The organism is Methylobacterium sp. A54F, from assembly GCF_053346035.1.
Genome location: NZ_JBKFBF010000055.1, coordinates 1 through 396, shown reverse-complemented (window position 1 = coordinate 396; position 396 = coordinate 1). Strand labels below are relative to the sequence as shown.

1 protein-coding gene is annotated in these 396 nt (G+C 69.9%); it reads left to right on the top strand.

Annotated elements, in window-relative coordinates:
- Positions 1-396: hypothetical protein (locus ACLBXP_RS25295; protein ID WP_447670594.1), on the top strand; the 396-nt coding region annotated here is incomplete at both ends.

Genomic DNA, 396 nt, shown 5'->3' with positions numbered 1-396 from the left:
GGCGCTCGGCCCGGGCGGCCTCACCCGCGTGCGCGCGGGCTTCGAGGTGCGCGACGTGCACCCGACGCATTACGGCCGCATCTGCCCGATCGAGACGCCGGAAGGCCCGAACATCGGCCTGATCAACTCGCTCGCGACCTTCGCGCGGGTGAACAAGTACGGCTTCATCGAGACCCCCTTCCGGCGCGTGAAGGACGGCGTCGTCACGGACGAGGCCGCCTACCTGTCGGCCATGGAGGAGGCGAAGTACTACGTCGCCCAGGCGAACGCCGCCATGGACGAGGGTCGCAAGCTCACGGAGGACCTCGTGGTCTGCCGTCGCGCCGGCGAGGTGATCGTCGTCGGGCCCGAGCGCGTCGATCCCATGGACGTGAGCCCGAAGCAGCTCGTGTCGGT